The sequence below is a fragment of the Brevundimonas vesicularis genome (assembly GCF_027886425.1).
Lineage (GTDB): Bacteria > Pseudomonadota > Alphaproteobacteria > Caulobacterales > Caulobacteraceae > Brevundimonas > Brevundimonas vesicularis_C.
Genome location: NZ_CP115671.1, coordinates 2,964,572 through 2,982,450, shown reverse-complemented (window position 1 = coordinate 2,982,450; position 17,879 = coordinate 2,964,572). Strand labels below are relative to the sequence as shown.

General features: G+C 67.7%; 19 protein-coding genes and 1 riboswitch. Of the genes, 11 read left to right on the top strand and 8 right to left on the bottom strand.

Features of this window, described 5'->3' with window-relative positions:
* Positions 1 to 162 precede the first annotated feature (162 nt).
* The 3 genes from PFY01_RS15220 to thiC are packed head-to-tail and all read right to left on the bottom strand — an operon-like array spanning position 163 to position 3,616.
* Positions 163 to 762 carry a hypothetical protein gene (locus tag PFY01_RS15220; protein ID WP_271041899.1) on the bottom strand — a complete coding sequence of 200 codons (600 nt, stop codon included), beginning with the start codon at positions 760 to 762 and terminating at the stop codon, positions 163 to 165.
* The gene (locus PFY01_RS15215) at positions 762 to 1,736 is read right to left on the bottom strand and encodes a hypothetical protein (protein ID WP_271041898.1); all 975 of its coding nucleotides are present in this window, start codon (positions 1,734 to 1,736) and stop codon (positions 762 to 764) included. The genes PFY01_RS15220 and PFY01_RS15215 overlap by 1 nt, the downstream gene beginning before the upstream one ends.
* 50 nt (positions 1,737 to 1,786) lie before the next feature.
* Positions 1,787 to 3,616, bottom strand: coding sequence for a phosphomethylpyrimidine synthase ThiC (gene thiC, locus PFY01_RS15210; protein ID WP_420197078.1), 1,830 nt, complete (start codon positions 3,614 to 3,616; stop codon positions 1,787 to 1,789).
* Positions 3,617 to 3,757: 141 nt separating this feature from the next.
* Positions 3,758 to 3,867: riboswitch (TPP riboswitch) on the bottom strand.
* Positions 3,868 to 4,000: 133 nt separating this feature from the next.
* On the opposite strand from thiC, the gene PFY01_RS15205 reads away from it, so the two are divergent.
* On the top strand, positions 4,001 to 4,408 hold the full coding sequence (locus PFY01_RS15205; protein WP_271041896.1) for a BLUF domain-containing protein: 408 nt from the start codon (positions 4,001 to 4,003) through the stop codon (positions 4,406 to 4,408).
* 7 nt (positions 4,409 to 4,415) lie between these two features.
* On the opposite strand, the gene PFY01_RS15200 is transcribed toward PFY01_RS15205, so the two are convergent.
* Together PFY01_RS15200 and PFY01_RS15195 are read right to left on the bottom strand one after the other, a co-directional pair.
* A complete protein-coding gene (locus PFY01_RS15200) occupies positions 4,416 to 4,793 on the bottom strand; it encodes a hypothetical protein (protein ID WP_271041895.1) in 378 nt (125 codons plus the stop codon).
* A gap of 4 nt (positions 4,794 to 4,797) precedes the next feature.
* Entirely contained in the window at positions 4,798 to 5,628 is an 831-nt protein-coding gene (locus PFY01_RS15195; RefSeq protein ID WP_271041894.1) for a TIGR02587 family membrane protein, read from the bottom strand.
* A 111-nt stretch (positions 5,629 to 5,739) separates the two neighbouring features.
* Between PFY01_RS15195 and PFY01_RS15190 the strand changes: the two genes are divergently transcribed.
* The 7 genes from PFY01_RS15190 to PFY01_RS15160 all read left to right on the top strand — a co-directional run bounded on the left by PFY01_RS15190 (position 5,740) and on the right by PFY01_RS15160 (position 11,414).
* On the top strand, positions 5,740 to 6,270 hold the full coding sequence (locus PFY01_RS15190) for a hypothetical protein (protein ID WP_271041893.1): 531 nt from the start codon (positions 5,740 to 5,742) through the stop codon (positions 6,268 to 6,270).
* Between the two features lie 107 nt (positions 6,271 to 6,377).
* A complete protein-coding gene (locus PFY01_RS15185) occupies positions 6,378 to 7,376 on the top strand; it encodes a D-cysteine desulfhydrase (RefSeq protein WP_271041892.1) in 999 nt (332 codons plus the stop codon).
* 14 nt (positions 7,377 to 7,390) lie between these two features.
* Positions 7,391 to 7,651, top strand: coding sequence for a DUF3253 domain-containing protein (locus tag PFY01_RS15180; RefSeq protein ID WP_271041891.1), 261 nt, complete (start codon positions 7,391 to 7,393; stop codon positions 7,649 to 7,651).
* 2 nt (positions 7,652 to 7,653) lie between these two features.
* Positions 7,654 to 8,853 carry a chromate efflux transporter gene (gene chrA / locus PFY01_RS15175; protein WP_137722419.1) on the top strand — a complete coding sequence of 400 codons (1,200 nt, stop codon included), beginning with the start codon at positions 7,654 to 7,656 and terminating at the stop codon, positions 8,851 to 8,853.
* Complete coding sequence (locus PFY01_RS15170) at positions 8,850 to 9,527, top strand: aspartate/glutamate racemase family protein (RefSeq protein ID WP_271041890.1); 678 nt, start codon at positions 8,850 to 8,852, stop codon at positions 9,525 to 9,527. The genes chrA and PFY01_RS15170 overlap by 4 nt, the downstream gene beginning before the upstream one ends.
* A 49-nt stretch (positions 9,528 to 9,576) precedes the next feature.
* Positions 9,577 to 10,572 (top strand): nucleoside hydrolase, encoded by a 996-nt coding sequence (locus PFY01_RS15165; protein ID WP_271041889.1) that lies wholly within the window; start codon positions 9,577 to 9,579, stop codon positions 10,570 to 10,572.
* The gene (locus PFY01_RS15160) at positions 10,569 to 11,414 is read left to right on the top strand and encodes a ribokinase (protein ID WP_184279455.1); all 846 of its coding nucleotides are present in this window, start codon (positions 10,569 to 10,571) and stop codon (positions 11,412 to 11,414) included. The genes PFY01_RS15165 and PFY01_RS15160 overlap by 4 nt, the downstream gene beginning before the upstream one ends.
* Here PFY01_RS15160 and PFY01_RS15155 read toward each other — a convergent pair.
* Positions 11,387 to 12,226 (bottom strand): hypothetical protein, encoded by an 840-nt coding sequence (locus PFY01_RS15155; protein WP_271041888.1) that lies wholly within the window; start codon positions 12,224 to 12,226, stop codon positions 11,387 to 11,389. The two genes, PFY01_RS15160 and PFY01_RS15155, sit on opposite strands and share 28 nt — an antisense overlap.
* 202 nt (positions 12,227 to 12,428) lie before the next feature.
* Here PFY01_RS15155 and PFY01_RS15150 point away from each other — a divergent pair, with 202 nt between their 5' ends.
* The gene (locus PFY01_RS15150) at positions 12,429 to 14,897 is read left to right on the top strand and encodes a prolyl oligopeptidase family serine peptidase (protein WP_271041887.1); all 2,469 of its coding nucleotides are present in this window, start codon (positions 12,429 to 12,431) and stop codon (positions 14,895 to 14,897) included.
* Positions 14,898 to 14,901: 4 nt separating this feature from the next.
* On the opposite strand, the gene PFY01_RS15145 is transcribed toward PFY01_RS15150, so the two are convergent.
* Positions 14,902 to 15,504 (bottom strand): hypothetical protein, encoded by a 603-nt coding sequence (locus PFY01_RS15145; protein WP_271041886.1) that lies wholly within the window; start codon positions 15,502 to 15,504, stop codon positions 14,902 to 14,904.
* Between the two features lie 79 nt (positions 15,505 to 15,583).
* Positions 15,584 to 16,714 carry a zinc-dependent alcohol dehydrogenase family protein gene (locus PFY01_RS15140; RefSeq protein WP_271041885.1) on the bottom strand — a complete coding sequence of 377 codons (1,131 nt, stop codon included), beginning with the start codon at positions 16,712 to 16,714 and terminating at the stop codon, positions 15,584 to 15,586.
* Between the two features lie 136 nt (positions 16,715 to 16,850).
* Here PFY01_RS15140 and PFY01_RS15135 point away from each other — a divergent pair, with 136 nt between their 5' ends.
* Positions 16,851 to 17,285 (top strand): acyl-CoA thioesterase, encoded by a 435-nt coding sequence (locus PFY01_RS15135; RefSeq protein WP_017506452.1) that lies wholly within the window; start codon positions 16,851 to 16,853, stop codon positions 17,283 to 17,285.
* Between the two features lie 47 nt (positions 17,286 to 17,332).
* Positions 17,333 to 17,866 (top strand): MarR family winged helix-turn-helix transcriptional regulator, encoded by a 534-nt coding sequence (locus tag PFY01_RS15130; RefSeq protein WP_194943549.1) that lies wholly within the window; start codon positions 17,333 to 17,335, stop codon positions 17,864 to 17,866.
* The last annotated feature ends 13 nt before the right edge of the window (positions 17,867 to 17,879 follow it).

Here is a 17,879-nt window from a genome sequence, read left to right as displayed (position 1 = left end):
CCCTCTCCCAACGGGAGAGGGAGACCGCGTCCGGGTTCACGAACCGAAACGCCTCCGCCCGCTGATGTAGGAAGCGGTTGATGAAGGTGGTCTTGCCGGCGCCGTTCGGCCCGGCGAGGAGGACGAGGGTGGGCATGCTTTAAGGTCGCTCAGCAGTCGCGCCTACGGCTGATGGATTTTCTCGGTCAGAAAAAATACAGCGTGGAGAGTGGAGATTATCATTGAGGCTGCGAGGCTCAGAACCGCCAAGGATGTTGCTGCCGAAAGAAATAACCAACCCACTTTTCCATAAGTTTCAATAGACTCAGCAGATTTCCTTAGCAATTCAATCGATTGACCAAAATTTGAGAAAATAAGAAGAATTATGCATAAAACAAATGATACAAATACTAGATATGAAAATAAATAAGACAAAAATTGCCTATTTGAAAGTTCATTGTCTATTATTCCGTTGCTCACGGCCGTCTTCAGCGTTGGTGCGGGGGCGGGCATTATTTTGTCCATGCCTGATCCACCGAAAGTGGCCACAGCCGCTAGCCCGGCGAAATAGAAGCCTGGAAGGGTAGCTATTATTGCAAGCGCTGAGGACGAAATGCTTTGTCCTCCTACAAGGTTTGGCTTTTCAGGAAGTGCCAGCCACAGGAAACCAACCACGGTCGTTAAAACCAAAGGCAGCGCGCGTGTGTAAATCCACATCCTGCGATGAGAAATGCGCCTATAAGCCCAAGCGCGGGTAAGTTCATAAGAGATGGTTTGTGCCATCAGATCGTCCGCCTTGCGATAACTTGCGGCATTGCAGCCTGAACAAGATGGGGAACGATCGTGCGTGACGACTGCGCCAGAATCGGTCGCAGGTTCGAAATCTCAAAAGCTTCGACGTAGAGATCTGCGAGCGGCTGGCCGGTGCTAGCGTCGAGCTCAACAGTGACCGTACGGCTCACGCCAGGCACCTTGTAGGAGACTTTCGCTGAGTCGTAGGCCTGCGAGTTGCGACGAAGTGCGGTAACAAGACCATTCCACAAGTTGGCCGGCATGTTGTTGTGGTCAATCGAAAGTTGAAGCTCGGTTTTTTTCTTGCTGAGAAATGCAGCGCCCGCGATCGGTGCAACCTGTTCAGCCTTGACCAAGGACACTCCTGTCAGTTGGCCTCGATTGATGTCGTCAATGAGCGTCTCCGAGGGGCGGCCGCGCATTTCGATATGCGGGCGACAGCGCTCTACTCGAGGGTTTCCTGCCGCATCTCGTCCGCCGCCCGGGTGAGGGTACTGATAGAATGAGGGATTCTGACGATACTCGTAGTGCAGAAGCTTCGAGAGCATTCTCTGGACGAGGCTGGCTGCGAGGCCAGTTACTTTCTCAACGGCACATGTGTACACGTTTGGTGAGCCAGCTTCTGGGGCGGTGGAAAGCAACACGTGGCAGCCGAAATCAGCCCCCTCCTGCGCTGCTTTCAAGTGTTCATTAAAACCGCCCATTGCAGGGTTTGAATAAACGCTGTTTGGCGCCATCTGATCTGACAGACGTACTAAAATCGTAGCAGTCTGTGCGGCTTGATCTACATTGATCCCGCCGATTACAAGTGTCGCTGTTCGACCTCGGATCGAATGGAGCTGCCCCGCCGCGTATCGCCTTTGCCACGCATCCATAACGGCCTGCATGTTCGGCACCGAAGCACCCTTTTTGGTGACGGCGATTTCTAGATCATAGACTTGAAACTGTCGTTGGTCGTTTCTCATTGGCCCTCCTAGAGGTAAGCCTAAGCCTACGACCACCGATTGTGTAGCCCCTAAACCTTAACCTCCACCACGCCGCCCCCAGCCCTGAATTTCGCGCTCATTTCGGCCATGCCGGCTTCGGCTTCCGACAGGGAGGCGCCGGCGTCGTTCTGGGCCGCCGCGGCGTCGCGGATGTCCTGGCTGATCTTCATCGAGCAGAACTTGGGGCCGCACATGGAGCAGAAGTGGGCGGTCTTGTGGGCCTCCTTGGGCAGGGTGGCGTCGTGGTATTTGCGGGCGGTTTCGGGGTCGAGCCCTAAGTTGAACTGATCCTCCCAGCGGAACTCGAACCGGGCGCGTGACAGGGCGTCGTCGTGCAGGCGGGCGGCGGGGTGGCCCTTGGCCAGGTCGGCGGCGTGGGCGGCGATCTTGTAGGTGATGACGCCGTCCTTGACGTCCTGACGATCCGGCAGGCCCAGGTGCTCCTTGGGCGTGACGTAGCAGAGCATGGCCGTGCCGAACCAGCCGATCATGGCCGCGCCGATCGCGGATGTGATGTGGTCATAGCCCGGCGCGATGTCGGTGGTGAGGGGCCCGAGCGTATAGAAGGGCGCCTCGTGGCAGTGCTTCAGCTGCTCGTCCATATTCTGCTTGATCTTGTGCATCGGCACGTGGCCGGGGCCCTCGATCATGACCTGGCAGCCCTTGGCCCAGGCGATCTTGGTCAGTTCGCCCAGGGTGCGCAGCTCGGCGAACTGGGCCTCGTCATTGGCGTCGGCGATGGAGCCGGGGCGCAGGCCGTCGCCCAGGCTGAAGCTGACATCATAGGCGCGCATGATGTCGCAGATGTCCTCGAAATGCTCGTAGAGGAAGCTCTCCTTGTGGTGGGACAGGCACCATTTGGCCATGATGGAGCCGCCGCGCGAGACGATGCCCGTCACCCGCTTGGCCGTCATCGGCACGAACGGCAGGCGCACGCCCGCGTGGATGGTGAAATAGTCCACGCCCTGTTCCGCCTGTTCGATCAGGGTGTCGCGGAACACCTCCCACGTCAGGTCCTCGGCGACGCCGCCCACCTTCTCCAGCGCCTGATAGATGGGCACGGTGCCGATGGGGACGGACGAGTTGCGGATGATCCAGTCGCGGATGTTGTGGATGTTGCGTCCGGTCGACAGGTCCATGACATTGTCGGCGCCCCAGCGAGTGGCCCAGACCAGCTTGTCGACCTCGTCGTCCACGGAGGACAGGACCGCCGAGTTGCCGATGTTGGCGTTGATCTTCACCAGGAAGTTGCGGCCGATGATCATCGGCTCGACCTCGGGGTGGTTGATGTTGTGCGGGATGATGGCGCGGCCGCGCGCGATCTCCTGCCGGACGAACTCGGGCGTCACGAAGTCGGGGATCGAGGCGCCGAAGTCCTCGCCGTCGCGGATGCAGGGGCTGTTCTGCTCGCGGCGCAGGTTCTCGCGGATGGCGACATATTCCATCTCGGGCGTGATGACGCCCGCTTTCGCATATTCGTACTGGGTGACCGGGCGGCCCTCGACGCCCTTGAAGACGCGGTGGTGGGAGGTGTCGAAGCGCGGGGCCAGATGCCGGCCGGACGCATGGCCGTTGTCCTCGGGCTTGACCTCGCGCGGATTGGCGACGGGGGCGATGTCGCCGCGATCCAGCTGCCAGCTGGATTTGACGTGGGGCAGGCCGCGCTTGATGTCGATGGTGACGGTCGGGTCGGTGTAGGGGCCGGAGGAATCGTAGATCGTCACCGGCGGCTCGTTGGCCGAGGGGTGGACGGCGACCTCGCGGAAGGGGACGCGGATGTCGGGATAGAGTTCGCCGGCGACATAGACCTTGCGGCTGCCGGCCCGTTCGCCGGTCGGGATGGTCCCAGTCTCCTTCATCACCTGTTCGCGCGCGTCCTTGAGAGCGAGGTCGACGTTGGGCTCTTCGGGCAGGGCGGGCGGGGTGACTTGGATGTTCATGGCGGCCTCAAACGGTTTGAGGTCCGCCGACGTCGGGCGCGAGGGGTCCTGTGACGTCAGGACCGATAGCGTTACTCATCCCTTCGCCGGCATGACCCGGATCAGGTTCGACGGGTCAGAGGAGAAACCTCTATCTCAGCCGCTCGATTGCGACCCCCCGGAGAACGCCTGCAGGCTAACCCGCGTCGCGGCGGATGTCGAGTTGTCCGAAACCGCACATAAGTCGTTGTAGGCGCGGCGGATTTATTGGGCTATGCGCAAAGCTTGGGCCGGACGCCGGCGTCGGCGGAGTGAAACGAGGATATGAGCCTGAACCTGGAACGCGTCCTCTACACCAGCCGCGCGCGGGGCAATGCCGACAGCCTGCTGATGCAGGTGGACATCCTGGCCACGTCGCAGCGGAACAATGCACGCGACGACCTGACCGGGGCGCTGCTGATCCACGACGGGCGGTTCCTGCAGGTGCTGGAGGGGGCGGCGCAGGATCTGGACCGGCTGATGACGCGCCTGGCGGGCGATCCGCGTCATGACGAGGTGGTGGTGATCGAGCGCAAGCTGATCCCGGCGCGCGGCTTTTCCGGCTGGGCCATGGCCAGCGTGCGCGTGACCCCGGCGCTGGAAGAGACGCTGCGGGCCACGGTGGACGGCGCCGGCGCGCCCCAGCAGACGGTCGAGCGGATGCAGGACGCGGTGCTGGCCCAGGCGGCGTGAGCGCCCTCTAGGGCGCCGACCAGCCCTTGACCGAGACGGCCGCCGCGCGCGGATCGGTGTCGAAGCGGAGGTAGGCCTTGGCGTGGCCGTGGCCGGGGACGTAGTCCAGGCTGGCGGTCGCGGTCTGGTCGCCCAGAACCCCTTCGATGTCCACGGCGGCGGCGGTGTCGTCGCCGTCGTTCTGGACACGGACGGTCGCGACCTGGCCTGCGGCGGTGACGTCCACGGCGATGATGCGGGCGCTGAGCGCGGGCGGGGCCGTGGGCTGGAGCGCCTCCCACACCACGATGCCGATGGCGGTCAGGGTGATGACGGCGCCGAGCAAGGCCATGCCCCATTGCAACAGAGGGCGGGTCGACGCGGCGGGCTTCTTCTTCGTGGGCATGGGGTCAGACCAACAGACGGGCGGCGGCGGCGCCGATGGCGGCGGGGAAGCCCAGGACGACCATGGTCTGGACCACGCCGGCGACGGCATGGCCGTCGGTGCGCCCGAACAGGAATAGGGTGAACAGGCTGACGGCCAGGGCGATGGCATAGCCGGGCAGGGTGAAATGCAGGAAGGCCTTGATCGGATGATCGGCCTCTTCCTGGCCGGCGAAGCCCGCCTTGAAGACGATCAGGTGGAGCAGAAGGATGGAGACGGCGATCAGGGCCAGGATGTGGGCGGGCGTCGCCTTGTAGGCGATCAGGATCATCTCCTCGGTAGGAGCCACGTTCAGGGCGAAGAACAGGGCGCCGGCCGCCATCAGGAACAGTTCGCCGAAATAGGAGGCCTGATCCTCATCCGTGTCTCCCCCGCCGTCGCCGCTGAGCTGACGCCGGGCCAGAAGCGCGCCCATGGCGCCGGGAATGGCCTGAAGCGCGACCATGCCCAGGCCCTCGCGCGGCGGCGCGTCCCATTCGACGACGCCGAACAGGATCAGCAGCACAGAGGCGGTGATGAAGCCGACGGCCAGGGCCACGGCGGTGTCCAGCGCATCGTTGACCGGCCCGCGCCGCTTGGAGAAGCCGGCGTAATAGGCCAGGCCGTAAAGCAGCGGCAGGCCGGCGACGATGAAGGTCAGCAGCAACCAGCGGTCCATGATCACGCCCTGCGCCCACATCTCCATCGTCATCAACAGCGGGATGTTGAACACCAGGGCGCCGGCGAAGGCGCGGCCCAGATCGCGGACATAGGCGCGCTCGCGTTGCAGATCCAAGGGTGGCGCGGCGGCGGTCATGCGGCGGCAACGCTTGGACGTCGGCTTTGGCTCCGGACCGCTTGTCGAACGGCGTTCAGGCGGCGTTCATTCGCAGCCAAGCTTAGTCGCGTCATCGAGGGAGAGGGAACGATGAAACAGATCAAGACGACCGCCATCCTGGCGTTTCTGGCGTGCGCGGGATTGATGGCCTGCGCCTCGGTGGAGGTCGGCGGCGAGCCGATGGCCCTGTCGCCCGCCATGGCCGAGCAGGCGCGGATCGGCAGCGTTACGACCACGACCGGCTGGCTGGATGCCGAGGACGACTTCGCCGACACCTTCAACGACGAGGTGCTGAACGAAATGGGGCTGTGCGCCGGCGGCCGGCATCGGCTGAACCTGAGCATCCATGTCGAGGCGCTGAGCCGGGCGCCGCGCCTGGCCATTCTGGCCGGCGATCCCGCCGAACACCGGATGCGGGCGACCGCCGAACTGCGCGATCCGGCGCAGGGCGGTCAGGTGGTCGGGCGTTATCCGCTGGTCGTGACGGTGGATGCGGGGGCCGGGGTGCTGGACGCCCTGATGGACCGGCAGGCGGTCACGTCCCACGCCTTCGCCCAGGCCCTGTGCGACGCCGCTTTCGTTGCGCCGACGCGTGTGGCCGAGGCCGGCGCGCCGGGCTGAGGTCGAGGGCGGGGCGAAGGGGCGGGCGGCTTGGGCCGGTGGGCTGGGCTGGCGCTTTTGAATGTCACGGGCGCGGGCTATCAAGACGTCGAACAGGAAACCGTCCCATGCATCTCGCCCGTTTCGCCCGCATCCGCCTGGCCCATCTGCCGACGCCGCTGGAGCCGCTGCCTCGCCTGTCGGAGGAGTTGGGTCTGGATCTGTGGATCAAGCGCGACGACTGCACCGGCCTGGCCGGCGGCGGCAACAAGACCCGCAAGCTGGAGTTCCTGCTGGGCGCGGCGTTCGAACAGGACGCCGACACCCTGGTGACGCAAGGGGCGGTGCAGTCGAACCATGTGCGCCAGACCGCAGCGGCGGCGGCCGCCCACGGTCTGGCCTGCGAGATCATTCTGGAAGAGCGGACGGGGTCCAAGGCGACGGACTATGTCGGCAACGGCAACGTGCTGCTGGACCGGCTGTTCGGCGCAACCCTGCGCACCGTGCCGGGCGGGACGGACATGGTCGCCGAGCTGGAGAAGACGGTGGCCGAGGTGCGGGCGCGGGGCGGCAAGCCCTATGTCATTCCCGGCGGCGGATCGAACCCAACGGGGGCTTTGGGCTATGTCGATTGTGCGCGCGAGATCGTGGTCCAGGCCGATGAGATGGATCTGGAGGTCCACCGCATCGTGACGGCGACGGGCAGCGCGGGCACCCACGCGGGCCTGGTCGCCGGGCTGGCGGTCATGGGGGCGGACATTCCCGTGCTGGGCATCGGGGTGCGGGCGCCCAAGGACAGGCAAGAGGCGAACGTCTTCAAACTGGCCGAGGAGACGGCCGCCCTGCTGGGCCAGCCGGGCCGGGTGACGCGGGAGATGGTCGTCGCCGACTGCGACTATGTCGGCGAGGGCTATGGCCTGATCGACCAGAGGGTGATCGACGCCCTGACCCTGGCCGCGCGTCTGGACGGGATCGTGCTGGACCCGGTCTATTCGGGCAAGGCGATGAAGGGGCTGATCGCCCTGGCGCGGGCCGGACAATTCAAGGGCGAGACAGTGGTCTTCCTGCACACCGGCGGAGCGCAGGGGCTGTTCGGCTATCAGACCGAGATCGAAGGGGCGCTGTAGGCGCGACGTCCGTCATGGATCCGCGCGAGGCCACGCTGGCGCTGCTGGCCGCCCGGTCCGAGGACGCCACCGTCTGCCCCAGCGAAGTCGCGCGGGCGGTTGCGGGCGAAGCCGGCGCGTGGCGCGAGGCGATGCCTGACGTTCACGCTGCGGTGGACGCCCTGGTGGACGAGGGCGCGGTGCGACTGAGCTGGAAGGGACGGCCGCTGGCGATGCGTGCGGGGCCCTATCGGATCGCGCGGGCTCGAAGCGGTGAAGACGGGGGCGGCGGGTGACGGTGCGCGAGATCGAACCTGTTCCGCCGGCGCTGTCTTTGACGGCGGTGTTTCTGCGGTTCCTGCGGTTCGGGCTGCTGGCGTTTGGCGGGCCGGTGGCGCAGATCGCGATGATCCGGCGCGAGCTGGTCGATCAGGGCCGGTGGATGTCCAGCGCGCGGTTCAACCGGCTGCTGGCGGTGTTGCAGATCCTGCCGGGGCCGGAGGCGCACGAGCTGTGCGTGCATATGGGCATGCGGGCGCGGGGGCGGATGGGCGGTCTGCTGGCGGGCCTGGGGTTCATGCTGCCGGGGCTGATCCTGATGCTGGGGATCGGCTGGGCCTATGTGGCGCTGTCGCCGGTCGTGGGCCTGCTGGCCGGGGCGTTCCTGGGGGTTCAGTCGGCGGTGGTCGCGGTGATCGTGCGCGCCGTCTGCAAGATCGGATCGCATATTCTGGAGGATCGCTGGCTGTGGGCCGTCGCCGTCGTCGGCTTTGCGGCGACCCTGGCGGGAGCGGCCTTCTGGATCGTGCTGGCGGCGGGCGGGGCGGCCTATCTGCTGGTCCGGGTCGGGCGGGTCGGCCTGGCCGTCGGGGTCGTGGCGCTGGCGGTTCTCGCAGCCTTGGCGATGCACGGGCTGGGGGACGGCGGGCCGGTGTTTGGACAGACGGCGGGGCCGGCGGGCGATGGCGGCTGGGTCGCGATGTTCTGGACGGGGCTGAAGGCGGGGCTGCTGACGTTCGGCGGCGCCTATACCGCCATTCCCTATGTGCGCGCCGATACGGTGGGGCGCGGGCTGATCGACGATGGGGCGTTTCTGGACGGGATCGCCTTTGCGGGAGTGATCCCGGCGCCGCTGGTGATCTTTTGCACCTTTGTCGGCTTCGTGGTCGCGGGCTGGGGCGGGGCGCTGGCGATGACGGCCGGGGTGTTCGCGCCCGCCTTCGCCTTTTCGATGATCTTCTATGAACGGCTGGAGGCGGTGGTCGAGGACCGGCGGCTGCACGACGGTCTGGCCGGGGTCGCGGCCGCCGTCGTAGGGATCATCGCCGCGACCAGCGTGGAGCTGGGCTGGGCGACCTTGCAGCGGGCGCCGTCGATGGCGGCGGCTGCAGCGATCTTTGCGGGCGCCCTGGCGGTGGCGTGGGCCTGGCAGAGCCGCTACGCCGTGCCGGCAGTTCTGGCCGCCGCGGCGGTCGTGGGATGGGGCGTGATGCGATGAGCAAGATCCTGGGCGTGATCGGCGGCATGGGACCGGCGGCGACGGTGGCGTTTCTGGCGCGGGTGCAGGCGTTGACGCCGGCGGACGGGGACGCCGATCATATCCGGGTGGTGATGGACCTGAACCCCCAGGTTCCCGATCGCAACACGCGGCCGGGCGAGGCCGAGGCAGTGCTGGGGCAGATGGCCGAGGGGCTGGCGGCGGCGGGGGCCGAGGTGATCGCCATGCCCTGCAACACCGCCCACGCCCAGGCCGGCGGGATCCGCGCGGCGTGCGAGTCGAAGGGCCTGGGCTTCATCGACATGATTGCGGCGACGGCGGACGCGGCGGCGGCCTCTGGAGTTAAGCGGATCGGCGTGCTGGCGACGCCGGGGGGCGAGCGGCTCTACACGCAGGCGCTGGCGGCGCGCGGGCTCGAGACGGTGCTGCTGGAGGGCGCGGACCGCGAGGCCTTCATGGCGCTGGTCTATGGGGTCAAGCGCGGCGATGTCGGCGAGGCGGCGCGGGCAGGGATGTTGCGGCTGGCCCAGGCCTTGGCGGACGCGGGCGCGCACGGGCTGATCGCGGGCTGCACCGAAGTTCCGCTGTTGCTGAAGGCCGAGGATGCGCCGGTCCCCCTGACGGATTCGGCCGAGGTGCTGGCCCAGGCGTGCGTGGAAGCGTGTCGGGTCTGAGGCGCGGTTGCGGCTTGCTCCGCGCGGCCGGCCTGCCTAGTCATGGGCGGTGTCTATTCAGTCCCTGATCATCGATTGCGACCCCGGCGTGGACGACGCCGTGGCGCTGTTTCTGGCCTTCGCCGCGCCCGAGCTGGAGTTGCTGGCCGTCACCACGGTCGGGGGCAATGTCCCCGGCGCGAAGACCCAGCGCAATGCGCGGATCATCCGCCAGATCGCCGGGCGCGAGGACGTGCCGGTTTTCGGCGGGGCGGAGCGGCCGCTGAAACGTCCGCCGGCGGGGGCGGGCGAGTTTCACGGCGTCGAGGGTCTGGGCGATCTGGAGCCGTTCGAACCGACGGGGATCGTCGGCGACGGGCCGGCCGCGAACGCCATCGTCGATCTGGTGATGAGCCGGCCCGAAGGTTCGGTCGCCATCGCCGTTCTGGGGCCGATGACCAATCTGGCGCTGGCGATGCGGCGCGAGCGGCGGCTGGCCGAACGGCTGGGGCCGGTGGTCGTCATGGGGGGGGCGCGGTCGGAAGGCGGCAATGTCACCGCATCCGCCGAGTTCAACATTTGGGCCGATCCGGATGCGGCGGCGGTGGTGTTCGGATCGAGGTGTCAGGTCGTCGCCTTCGGCCTGGATGCGACCCATCAGGTGCGCGCGACCGAGGCCCGGATCGCGGCGATAGAGGCCATCGACAGCGAGGCCGCGCGGGCGGCGGCGTCGACGCTGCGGTTCTCGCAGCGGGTGGAGCGCGAGATCGTGGGCTGGCCCACTTTCGATTGGGGGGCGCCGTTGCATGACCCGTGTCCCATCGCCTGGCTGATCCAGCCTGACCTGTTCGAGACGAAGCCCTGCCGGATCGAGGTGGAGACGGGTTCGGATCTGACGCGCGGGCATACGGCGGTCGAGTTCCGGATCGATCCGGCGACGGCGCGGCATCTCTGGGCCGTCGCGGCTGACGCGCAAGGGGTGTTCGACCTGATCGTCGCCAAGCTGAAGGCTCAAGCTCTGAAGGCCCAAGCTCTGAAGGCTCAGGCGCTGGAGGCCGGCGCATGAGGATCACCGTCGTCGGCTCGATCAATCTGGATCTGGTGGCCACCGCGCCCCAACTGCCGGCGCCGGGCGAGACGGTGACCGGGGCGACCCTGGCGCGCCATCCCGGCGGCAAGGGCGCCAACCAGGCGCTGGCGGCCGAGAAGCTGGGGGCCGAGGTCAGCCTGATCGGGCGTGTCGGCAACGACGCCATGGCCGGCGAGGCCCTGGCCCTGATGGAGGATCTGGGCGTCGATCTGGCCGGGGTGGAGGTGGATGTGGCGGCCCCGACGGGCGTCGCCTTGATCGCCGTCGATCCGACCGGCGAGAACCAGATCGTGGTGGCGGCCGGCGCCAACCACATGGTCACGCCTGAACAGTTGCCCCAGCGGATCGAGGGGGCGCTGATCGTACAGCTGGAGCTGCCGATCGAGACGGTCGAGGCGGCGGTGGGCCGGGCGACCGGCTTCGTCTGCGCCAACCTGGCGCCCGCCGCGCCGGTGTCGGAACTGCTGCTGCGCCGCGCCGACCTGATCGTCGTCAACGAGACCGAGGCGGCCTTCTATGGCGATGGCCTGCACCGGGGCGGCGGCCGAGTGGTCGTCACCAAGGGCGCGCGGGGCGCGGCCATGTATCAGCGCGGCGTCGAGATGGCCTGGGCGACCCCGCCCGCCGTCGAGGCGGTCGATGCGACGGGCGCCGGCGACGCCTTCGTCGCCGCCATTACCGTCGCTTTGCTGGAAGGTATGGACCCGGCCGAGGCGCTGCGCTTCGCCTGCGCCGCCGGAGCCTTCGCCGCGACCCGCCCGGGCGCGCAGCCCTCGGCGCCGGAGCGCGATCAGGTCGAGGCGCTGCTGGCGGGGTAGGGACGCGGTCTGCGCCTCTGCGTCGTGCTCAGACCCCTGGCGGCGGACCGGGGGGGCGTGGGGAAGGCCAGCGGCGCGACGGCCGCGCCGGGAGAACCGGCCGTGACGGTCTGGTAAAGCTGAAGGCCGAGCGGCGACCAGGTGAGTGCCTCGATCGCCGCGATCATGGCGATCTGAACCCCCAGACCCCAGAACCAGGCGGGGTGGATCCGGCGGGTCTTCGCCAGATCGATGATCATGCCGATGACCGGAAACGCCAGGGTGACGGGCGTCGTCGCCTCCCAGGCCCAGGGGATCAGCAAGGGCATGGGCAAAAGCCGACCGACCGCCGGCCCCAGCAGGATCGCCATGGCGGAATAGTGCAGGCGGCGATGCCAGTCCGTCGACCGACGAAGCCACACCGCCGCGATGGTGAGGCCGACGAAGGTCGCGAGCGAGAGGGGATCGAAGACCAGAAACTGCAAGGGCCGGAAGAAGAAGGGCACGTCGCCCCGACGCACCATGGCCTCGGTGACCAGCCAGCCCAGGATCAGCATGGGCGCCAGCCATGCAGCCGCCAGCCAGCCCAGCGGTCGGTGCCAACGCAGTTGGCCCGTGGCGATCAACAGGTTCTGAACCAGGAAGATGACGACCCAGCCCATGAAGACCACGGCGTGGGCGTGGACCAGCAGCGGGGCCTCGAAGCTGGAACGGCCCATGGCGAGCTGAAGCGAAAAGCCTGCCACGACGACAAGCGCCATGACGACGGCCAGCCCCGGAAAGACGCGGTCCGAAGTGCGGTCGGCCCCGCCCATCCTGTTCGCAGTCGCCATGACACACCCCCCGATGTTTCCGGCGAAACTTAACGCCGAAGCCCGACTGCGGCAATCTGGAATATCAGCGATATGTCGAGGATCGACTGGGCCAGGCGCAGGCGTCGCCGCGCCAATGTGACACTGTAACGCCGAAACGGGTTGTCGGCGGTGGAAAGGCGGGGTTAGGTCTGGGGTTCGGGATTTGTGGGGACTTCAGACGATGATGATGCGTGGACGTGGGGTTGGGCTGGTTCTGGCGGCGGTGCTGCTGAGCGGCGTGTCGGGTGGGGCGTTAGCCCAGAACGCGGGGCCGGCTGCGGGGCCGATGGTCTATCAGCAGCCGCCGGCGCCGATCGCGGACATCCTGGACGCCAAGCCGACGCCGTCGTCGATGCTGAGCCCGGATCGGCGGACGCTGGTGTTGATGGACCGGTCCAACCTGCCCAGCATCAAGGCCCTGGCCGAGCCGATGCTGCGGTTGGCGGGGACGCGGATCAATCCGAGGAACAATGGCGCGGCCGAAAGCCGGGTGGCGTGGCTGACGGGTCTGAGCCTGCAGGCGGTGGATGGCGGGCAACCTCGCGTCGTGGCCCTGCCCGACGGCGCGCGGTTCACGGCGCCGCGGTTCTCGCCGGACGCCAAGTCGCTGGCCTTCGTGCTGGACCGGCCGACGGGGCTGGAGCTGTGGGTGGTGGACGTGGCCTCGGCGCGGGCGCGCAAGCTGACCGATCCGGTGGTCAATATGACCGGCGGGACGGGTTATGAGTGGCTGCCCGACAGTTCGGGCCTGCTGGTCGAGGCGGTGCCGGCGGGACGCGGTCCGGCGCCGGACGTGACGGCGGCGCCCACGGGGCCGAACATCGAGGAGACGGCCGGGCGGGTCGCGCCGGTGCGGACCTATCAGGACCTGTTGTCGAACCCTGGCGACGAGGCCCTGTTCGACCATTATTTCACCAGCCAGCTGACGCTGGTTCCGCTGAACGGCCGTGCAAGGACGATCGGGGCGCCGGCGGTCTATCTGGACGCGTCGGTGTCGCCGGACGGCAAATACATCCTGCATGAGATCGCCAAGCGGCCCTACTCCTATGCGGTGCCGGACGACCTATTCCCGACCGAGATCGTGGTGACGGATCTGAACGGTCGCGTGGTGCGCACGGTCGCCGACCTGCCGCTGAGGGACGATGTGCCGACCGCCTTCGACGCCGTGGCGCCGGGGCCGCGCTCGGTCGAATGGCGGGCCGATGCGCCGGCGACCCTGACCTGGGTCGAGGCGCTGGACGGCGGGGACATCCGCAAGGCGGCCGAGTTCCGGGACCGGGTCTTCATGCAGGCGGCGCCGTTCACGGCCGAGCCCGTCAAGCTGATCGACCTGAAGGAACGGTTTGGCGGCGTCGTCTGGGGCAAGGACGACCTAGCCATCGTCAACAGCCGCTGGTTCAACACCCGGCACGAGACGCGGTTCGTGGTCGATCCGTCCAATCCTGGCGAGGGCCGGGTGCTGCTGGAGCGGAACTATCAGGCGCGCTACGACAATCCGGGCCAGCCGGTGACCCAGCCGAATGCGCAGGGCCGTTCGGTGATCCGTTTCGATCCGCAGGGGCGCATTCTGATGTCAGGCGCCGGCGCCACGCCGCAGGGCGAGTTCCCCTTCCTGGCCGCCATGGACCCGGCGACGGGACGCAGCGAACGGCTGTGGACCTCGGCCAATACGGATTACGAGGCCGTGGTCGGCTTCCTGGATGCGGACGGCAAGCGGGTGGTGACGCAGCGCGAGACGCGGCTGGATCCGCCCAACCTGCAGATCCGCGATCTGACGACGGGCCAGACGACGCGGCTGACCAACTTCCCCGATCCGGCGCCGCAACTGGCCGAGGCGACGCGGCAACTGGTGACCTATGAGCGGGCCGACGGGGTCAAGCTGTCGGGGACGCTGTATCTGCCGGCCGGTTACGACAAGGACCGCGACGGGCCGCTGCCGATGCTGATGTGGGCCTATCCGGCCGAATTCACCGATGCGGCGGTGGCGGGCCAGACGGTGGACGTGCAGAACCGGTTCGTACGGCCGGGCGGGTCCAGCCATCTGTTCCTGCTGACCCAGGGCTATGCGATTTTCGACAACCCCTCCATGCCGATCATCGGCAAGGACGGGGCCGAGCCGAACGACACCTATGTCGAGCAGCTGGTCGCCGATGCGAAGGCTGCGGTCGACGCCGTGGTCGGCATGGGCGTGGCGGACCGCGACCGGATCGCGGTCGGCGGCCACAGCTACGGCGCCTTCATGACGGCGAACCTGCTGGCGCACAGCGATCTGTTCCGCACCGGGATCGCGCGGTCGGGCGCCTATAACCGCACCCTGACGCCGTTCGGCTTCCAGTCCGAGCAGCGCAACTATTGGGAGGCGACCGAGGTCTATACCGAGATGTCGCCCTTCACCTATGCGAACAAGCTGAACGAACCGATCCTGCTGATCCACGGCGAGACGGACGACAACTCGGGCACCTTCCCGGTGCAGTCCGAGCGCTTCTATGCGGCGCTGAAGGGGCTGGGGGCGACGGCGCGTTACGTCACCCTGCCGCTGGAGGCGCATGGATACCGCGCGCGGGAATCCGTGGGCCACACCCTGTGGGAGATGACCCGCTGGCTAGACCAGTATGTGAAGAACGCCCCGCCGAAGCCGGCCGCGAACTGAGCAATCAGGGCTTGGACGCCGCGGCCTCCGCCGCGGCGTTGACGGCCGCCAGACGGGCGTCCTGTTCCGACTGGGGCGGGACGCCGAAGACGGCGCGCAGGCTGTCGGGGATCAGGGCGCGGTCGTAGGGATCGAGGGTGGCCGGGGCGTCGCGGGTCTTGCGGGTCTGGGTGCCGTAGATCTGGGCCTTGTCGGTCATCTGCAGATAGCGATCCAGCGTCGCGGCGGCGATCCAGGCGCCTTCGGGCGAGCCCTTGTCCACAGCGGCGACGGCCAGGCTATGGGCCAGCAGATAATCCTCGGGCGTAGAGCCGTGCTGGAAGACGAAGGCGGCGGCCCGGTAGTCCTCGCCGGTCTGGAGCGCGCCGGCGTCCAGCAGGGCGCGGGTCTGGACCCGGCGCGCGGCGTCGGCGGCCAGCATCTCGTTGACAAAGGCGCGGTCGCGGAATTTTTCGGGCGCGACCTGACGCACGGCCTGGTCGGCGGCGAAGATGGCGGCCATCTCGGCGTTGTTTTGAGGCGAGGTCTCCTGCGCCAGGGCCGGAACGGCAAAGGCGAGGACGACGGCCGACATCGCGGCGGCGCAGGACAGGCGAGACGGGCGCATGGAAGATCTCCGCTGAAGCTTGAGCGGACATTGGTCTGCGGATTTGCGGCCGAAACCGGGCGGCGGGATTACAGTGTCGTCAGGGTTTGACGATCAGCCGCACGACCTCGCCGGCGTGGAGGCGGTCGAAACCGGCGTTGATGTCATCCAGGGGAATGACGCCGCTCATCAGGCGATCCACCGGCAGGCGGCCCTGGCGATACAGGGCGACGTAGCGGGGGATGTCGCGGCTGGGGACGCAGGTTCCGATGTAGGAGCCCTTCAGCGTGCGCTCTTCGCCGACGAGGGAGACGACATTGACGGCAAGGGCCGCATCGGGCGGCGGCAGGCCGGCAGTGACGGTGGTTCCGCCGCGCCGGGTCATCTTCCACGCCGCCTCCAGCGCCCGGAGCGAGCCGGCCATCTCGAAGGCGACGTCGGCGCCGCCGTTCGTCAGGGCGCGGACCTGATCGACCGCATCGGGGTCGGCGGCGTTGACGGTTTCGACCGCGCCGAGGGTGCGGGCCAGGGCCAGCTTGTTCTCGGACAGGTCGACGGCGACGACGGGGCTGGCGCCCGAGGCCAGGGCGCCCAGCACGCTGGCCAGGCCCACGCCGCCCAGGCCGATGACGACGACGCTCTGGCCCGCCTTGACGCCGGCGGTGTTCACAACGGCCCCGACGCCGGTCAGGACGGCGCAGCCGAACAGGGCCGCCTCTTCGAACGGCAGGTTGGGATCGATCTTGACCAGGGAGCGTCGCGAGACGACGGCTCGCTCGGCGAAGGCGGAGCAGCCGAGGTGGTGGTTGACCGGCTCGCCCTCGCGGGAAATGCGGCGGGCGCCGGACAGAAGCTCGCCCCGGCCGTTGGCGGCGGCGCCCGGCTCGCACAGGGCAGGACGGCCGCCAGCGCAGGGATCGCAATGGCCGCACGACGGCATGAAGACCATGACGACGTGATCGCCGATGGCGAGATCGGTGACGCCGTCCCCCAGCGCCTTGACCACGCCCGCCGCCTCGTGCCCCAGGGCCATGGGCAGGGGACGAGGGCGGTCGCCGTTGATGACCGACAGGTCCGAGTGGCACAGGCCCGCCGCCTTGATCGCGACCAGCACCTCGCCGGGGCCGGGCGGGTCCAGCGTGACGGTCTGGACCGACAGGGGGCGGCTGTCGGCGTAAGGGTGGACGGCGCCCATGCGGGACAGGACGGCGGCGCGGGTCTGGAGGCTCATATCGGTCGGCCCTCTGGGGCGCTGTCGGCCAGCGCGTTCGTGATCAGACTCCTATCGATAGGCGCTTGACCTAACGTCGTCCAAGCTAGAGCGTCGGGATCGAGAGCGACGGTTCGCGTCGCCGAGGGAGACGACGATGCCGAAACGAGACGAGGGCGCGCTGGCGCAACGGGCGACCTACAAGGCCTTTCACATGGTCTCCACCCGCTGGGCCGACAACGACCAGTACGGCCATATCAACAACGCCAAATTCTACGAGTTCGTCGACTCGGCGGTGAACGCCCACCTGCTGATCGCCAATGCGCTGACGGAATCGATCGGCCTGGTGGTGGATTCCGGCTGCCGCTACACCTCGTCGCTGAAGTTTCCCGATGTGATCGAGGTCGGGATCAAGGTCGATGCGATCGGCACCTCCAGCGTCACCTACGGCTTTGCGGTCTTCAAGCGCAGCGTGGATGTTCCCGCCGCCATCGGCCATTTCGTCCACGTCTATGTCGACGCCGAAACCCGCCGGCCCAAGCCGCTGCCGGCGCGGCTGAGAAGCGTGGTGGAGAACCTGCGCGCGGGGTAGGGCTGTCGCCCTTCGCCTGAAATCCAGCGCCTGTTTGCGTGATGCCAATGCCTTCCGACCCCGCCGATCTCGATGACGCCTTCTATCTGAGCCTTACGGAGGCGGATGCATCGACGACCGGGGACGATCCGCGCGGAAGCCTGGAACTGGTCGTGTCCATGCGCATCGCCTTCGTGGCCCGGGCGTGGATCACGCGGGCCAATGCGCTGTTTCGCGGCCGAGGCTATACGGCGGCGCAGCGCGCGCACCTGTATGTTCTGGCGTCCAAGCCCAAGGGGCTGACGCAGTCGGAGCTGGCGGCGATCCTGCGGATATCGGAGGCGTCGCTGTCACGCCGCATCAAGCTCTCGATCGAAGAAGGTCTGGTGTCGCGTCATCCGTTTTGCGGCGACGGACGCGCCAATCTGATCCGGCTGGAGCCCAAGGGGCTGGAGGCGCTGAACGCCTCCGATCGTGTCGCGCGCGAGGATCGCACCCGACTGCTGGCGGGCGTGACGGACGAGGAACTGGCCATCACCGCCAAGGTCCTGAAGCTGCTGACGGATCGCGTCCCGCAGACGCCTGAACGGTCCGACGCCTGACGGCATCGGACCG

Excerpts from the sequence above, each read along its gene's own strand:
- PFY01_RS15220 (WP_271041899.1), bottom strand. The coding sequence starts at position 762 with ATGGCACAAACCATCTCTTATGAACTTACCCGCGCTTGGGCTTATAGG.
- PFY01_RS15215 (WP_271041898.1), bottom strand. The coding sequence starts at position 1,736 with ATGAGAAACGACCAACGACAGTTTCAAGTCTATGATCTAGAAATCGCC.
- thiC (WP_420197078.1), bottom strand. The coding sequence starts at position 3,616 with ATGAAGGAGACTGGGACCATCCCGACCGGCGAACGGGCCGGCAGCCGC.
- PFY01_RS15205 (WP_271041896.1), top strand. The coding sequence starts at position 4,001 with ATGAGCCTGAACCTGGAACGCGTCCTCTACACCAGCCGCGCGCGGGGC.
- PFY01_RS15200 (WP_271041895.1), bottom strand. The coding sequence starts at position 4,793 with ATGCCCACGAAGAAGAAGCCCGCCGCGTCGACCCGCCCTCTGTTGCAA.
- PFY01_RS15195 (WP_271041894.1), bottom strand. The coding sequence starts at position 5,628 with ATGACCGCCGCCGCGCCACCCTTGGATCTGCAACGCGAGCGCGCCTAT.
- PFY01_RS15190 (WP_271041893.1), top strand. The coding sequence starts at position 5,740 with ATGAAACAGATCAAGACGACCGCCATCCTGGCGTTTCTGGCGTGCGCG.
- PFY01_RS15185 (WP_271041892.1), top strand. The coding sequence starts at position 6,378 with ATGCATCTCGCCCGTTTCGCCCGCATCCGCCTGGCCCATCTGCCGACG.
- PFY01_RS15180 (WP_271041891.1), top strand. The coding sequence starts at position 7,391 with ATGGATCCGCGCGAGGCCACGCTGGCGCTGCTGGCCGCCCGGTCCGAG.
- PFY01_RS15170 (WP_271041890.1), top strand. The coding sequence starts at position 8,850 with ATGAGCAAGATCCTGGGCGTGATCGGCGGCATGGGACCGGCGGCGACG.
- PFY01_RS15160 (WP_184279455.1), top strand. The coding sequence starts at position 10,569 with ATGAGGATCACCGTCGTCGGCTCGATCAATCTGGATCTGGTGGCCACC.
- PFY01_RS15155 (WP_271041888.1), bottom strand. The coding sequence starts at position 12,226 with ATGGCGACTGCGAACAGGATGGGCGGGGCCGACCGCACTTCGGACCGC.
- PFY01_RS15150 (WP_271041887.1), top strand. The coding sequence starts at position 12,429 with ATGATGATGCGTGGACGTGGGGTTGGGCTGGTTCTGGCGGCGGTGCTG.
- PFY01_RS15145 (WP_271041886.1), bottom strand. The coding sequence starts at position 15,504 with ATGCGCCCGTCTCGCCTGTCCTGCGCCGCCGCGATGTCGGCCGTCGTC.
- PFY01_RS15140 (WP_271041885.1), bottom strand. The coding sequence starts at position 16,714 with ATGAGCCTCCAGACCCGCGCCGCCGTCCTGTCCCGCATGGGCGCCGTC.
- PFY01_RS15135 (WP_017506452.1), top strand. The coding sequence starts at position 16,851 with ATGCCGAAACGAGACGAGGGCGCGCTGGCGCAACGGGCGACCTACAAG.
- PFY01_RS15130 (WP_194943549.1), top strand. The coding sequence starts at position 17,333 with ATGCCTTCCGACCCCGCCGATCTCGATGACGCCTTCTATCTGAGCCTT.